Below are 3,186 nucleotides of genomic sequence, written 5' to 3'. Positions count from 1 at the left end.
CCCTTACTACGCCACCCCCCTTACGCTGCCCCCTACTCCACCGTCACCGACTTCGCCAGGTTCCGAGGCTGGTCCACCTCGTTCCCCCGAGCCGTCGCCAGCTCACACGCGAACACCTGCAACGGCACGGTGGCGACCAGCGGTTGCAGCAACGTCGGCGTAGCGGGAATCCGCACCAGATGATCCGCGTACGGCACGACCGCCTCGTCCCCCTCCTCCGCGATGACGATCGTCCGGGCCCCCCGCGCCCGGATCTCCTGGATGTTGGACACGATCTTGTCGTGCAGCACGGACCGCCCCCGAGGCGAAGGCACGACCACGACGACGGGAAGGTCGTCCTCGATGAGGGCGATCGGCCCGTGCTTCAGCTCCCCCGCCGCGAACCCCTCGGCGTGCATGTACGCCAACTCCTTGAGTTTCAGCGCCCCTTCCAGCGCGACGGGGTATCCGACATGCCGCCCGAGGAACAGCACCGTGTTCTTGCCGGCCAGCGACCGGGCCAACTCCCGTACGGGCTCCATCGTTTCGAGCACCCGCTCGACCTCCCCGGAGATCTGCGCGAGGTCCCGTACGACGGCCCGGATCTCGTCCCCCCACTTCGTGCCGCGCACCTGCCCGAGGTAGAGGGCGACGAGGTAGCAGGCGACGAGCTGCGTCAGGAACGCCTTCGTGGAGGCGACGGCGACCTCGGGCCCGGCGTGCGTGTAGAGCACGGCGTCGGACTCGCGGGGGATCGTCGACCCGTTGGTGTTGCAGATGGCCAGCACCTTGGACCCCTGCTCACGGGCGTGCCGCAGCGCCATCAGCGTGTCCATGGTCTCCCCGGACTGGGAGATCGCGATGACCAGCGACCGCCCGTCGAGGATCGGGTCCCGGTACCGGAACTCGCTCGCCAGCTCCACCTCGCACGGAATCCGCGTCCAGTGCTCGATCGCGTACTTCGCGATGAGCCCGGCGTGGAAGGCGGTCCCGCAGGCGACGATGACGACCTTGTCGACCTCCCTCAACTCCGAGGCGGCGATCCGGACTTCGTCGAGCACCAGCGACCCGGCCCCGTCGATCCGCCCGAGCAGCGTGTCGGCGACCGCCTTCGGCTGCTCGGCGATCTCCTTGAGCATGAAGTAGTCGTACCCGCCCTTCTCGGCGGCGGAGGCGTCCCAGTCGACGTGGTACGAGCGGACGGCGGCCGGCGCCCCGTCGAACCCGGTGACGGTGACCCCGTCGCGCCGCAGCTCGACGACCTGGTCCTGCCCCAGCTCGATCGCGGACCGGGTGTACGCGATGAACGCGGCGACGTCCGAGGCGAGGAACGCCTCCCCCTCGCCGACCCCCACGACCAGCGGCGAGTTGCGCCGGGCGCCGACGACGACGTCCGGCTCGTCCGCGTGCACGGCGACCAGCGTGAACGCGCCCTCCAGACGCCGGCACACGAGCCGCATCGCCTCCGCGAGGTCCGCGCACCCCGAGAACTCCTCGGCGAGCAGGTGCGCGACGACCTCGGTGTCGGTCTCCGACGCCAACACGTGGCCGCGCTCGGCGAGTTCGGCCCGCAGCGCGGCGAAGTTCTCGATGATCCCGTTGTGGACGACGGCGACGCGCCCGGCGTTGTCGAGGTGCGGATGGGCATTGGCATCGGTGGGCCCGCCATGGGTCGCCCACCGCGTGTGCCCGATCCCCGTCCCCCCGGCCGGCAGCGGCCCCCGCACCAGCTCCTTCTCCAGATTGACGAGCTTCCCGGCCCGCTTGGCGGCGGCGAGCCCCCCGTCCGCCAGCACGGCCACCCCGGCCGAGTCGTACCCGCGATACTCCAGCCGCTTCAGTCCCCCCATCACGACATCGAGCGCCGACTGAGACCCCACGTATCCCACGATTCCGCACATGCGCGGCAGCCTAAGCCGGGTCAGGCGCCGAAACAGGCTCTCCCGTGCCCGAATTCGGAAATTCCCGCCGAGGTTTCGCACCCCCGACGGGAACACCGACCAAGAAAGCCTTACGAGGAACGCCTCCGCCGTACGACCAGCGCCCCGCCCACCAGGACGAGCGCCCCCGCCCCGGCCGTCAGCCCGGCGACCGGCACACCGGACCCGGTCTGCGCGAGCTGCCCGCTGCCGCCGGCCGGCGAGGGCGCGGACGACGGGGAGGTGGACGGAGTCGGTGTGGGCGTGGGCGTACCACCGGGCTTCGGCGTCCCGGGCGGCTTCGGCTTCCCCGACTTCGCGATCTTGAACACCAGCTCGTCGCTGTCGTTCGCCTTGTTCGGGTCCAGCGGGCTCCCCGAGTACAGGCTCGCGGGCACCTTGTACGTCGTCCCCGCCGCCTTCTTCGGGAACTTCCACGTGAACGCGTACTTCAGCGTCTCGCCGGGCGCGAGCTCCCGGAAGACGTCGCAGATCAGGACCCCCGGGTCGGCCCAGCACGGCGGGTAACCGGGCGACTTGACGGGCCAGTTGTCGAAGCCCATCCAGAAGCTGACCGCGTCGAGCGGCGCCGCCCCGGGGCCGTGGTTGGTCACGGTCACCTCGGTCAGCACCTCCTGCCCGACCTTCACCGGCCCCTTCGGCACGGTCGTCCACTCGACCCCGAGATCGGCGGTCGTGCGGACGGTGACCTTCGCGGACTTGACGTTGTTCTCCGGCTTGCTGTCGACGGCGTCCCCGATGTCGACGGTGTTGGTGAACGTCAGCACCGTGCCGGGCGCGACATCCGCGCCCACCTTGACCTCGACGTACGCGGACACCGCCCCGACCCCGCCGTTCGGCATACAGCTGAGGCTCCGGCCGTCGACGGCCGGNNTGACGTACGTCACCCCGGGCGGCAGCGTCAGCGTCAGTCCCGCCTTCGGCACACTCCCCGACTCGATCCCGGCGATCGCCCGGACACCCAGCGACCGGCCGGGCGCGATGATGTCCGCGTCGGGATACAACCGCGCCTCGACATCGAGCGGCTCGGGCGCGGGCTTGGTACCCGGGGCCGGCTCGGGCGCAGGCTTCGTACCCGGTACCGGTTCGGGCTTGGTGCCCGGGTCCGGCGCGGGCTTGGTCCCCGGCTCGGGCGCGGGCTTCGTCCCCGGCTCCGGCTCCGGCTTCGTACCCGGCGCGGGCGCGGTCCCCCCGTCCGGCACAGGCACGGGCGCAGGCACCGTACCCGGCACCTCCCCCACCCCGGAGCCGGCCTCAGCTCCGGGGT

1 protein-coding gene is annotated in these 3,186 nt (G+C 71.4%); it reads right to left on the bottom strand.

Features of this window, described 5'->3' with window-relative positions; translation table 11 throughout:
- Positions 1 to 32: 32 nt before the first annotated feature.
- Positions 33 to 1,880, bottom strand: coding sequence for a glutamine--fructose-6-phosphate transaminase (isomerizing) (glmS, locus tag AOK24_RS39080; RefSeq protein WP_055724678.1), 1,848 nt, complete (start codon positions 1,878 to 1,880; stop codon positions 33 to 35).
- Between the last annotated feature and the right edge of the window lie 1,306 nt (positions 1,881 to 3,186).

Source organism: Streptomyces niveiscabiei (assembly GCF_001419795.1).
In the GTDB taxonomy this organism is placed as follows: Bacteria; Actinomycetota; Actinomycetes; order Streptomycetales; family Streptomycetaceae; genus Streptomyces; species Streptomyces niveiscabiei.
The sequence above is the reverse complement of the archived record's forward strand: the minus strand, read 5'-3'. Positions and strand labels throughout refer to the sequence as shown.

Coding starts and splice junctions, on each gene's coding strand:
- glmS (WP_055724678.1), bottom strand. CDS start 1,880: ATGTGCGGAATCGTGGGATACGTGGGGTCTCAGTCGGCGCTCGATGTC.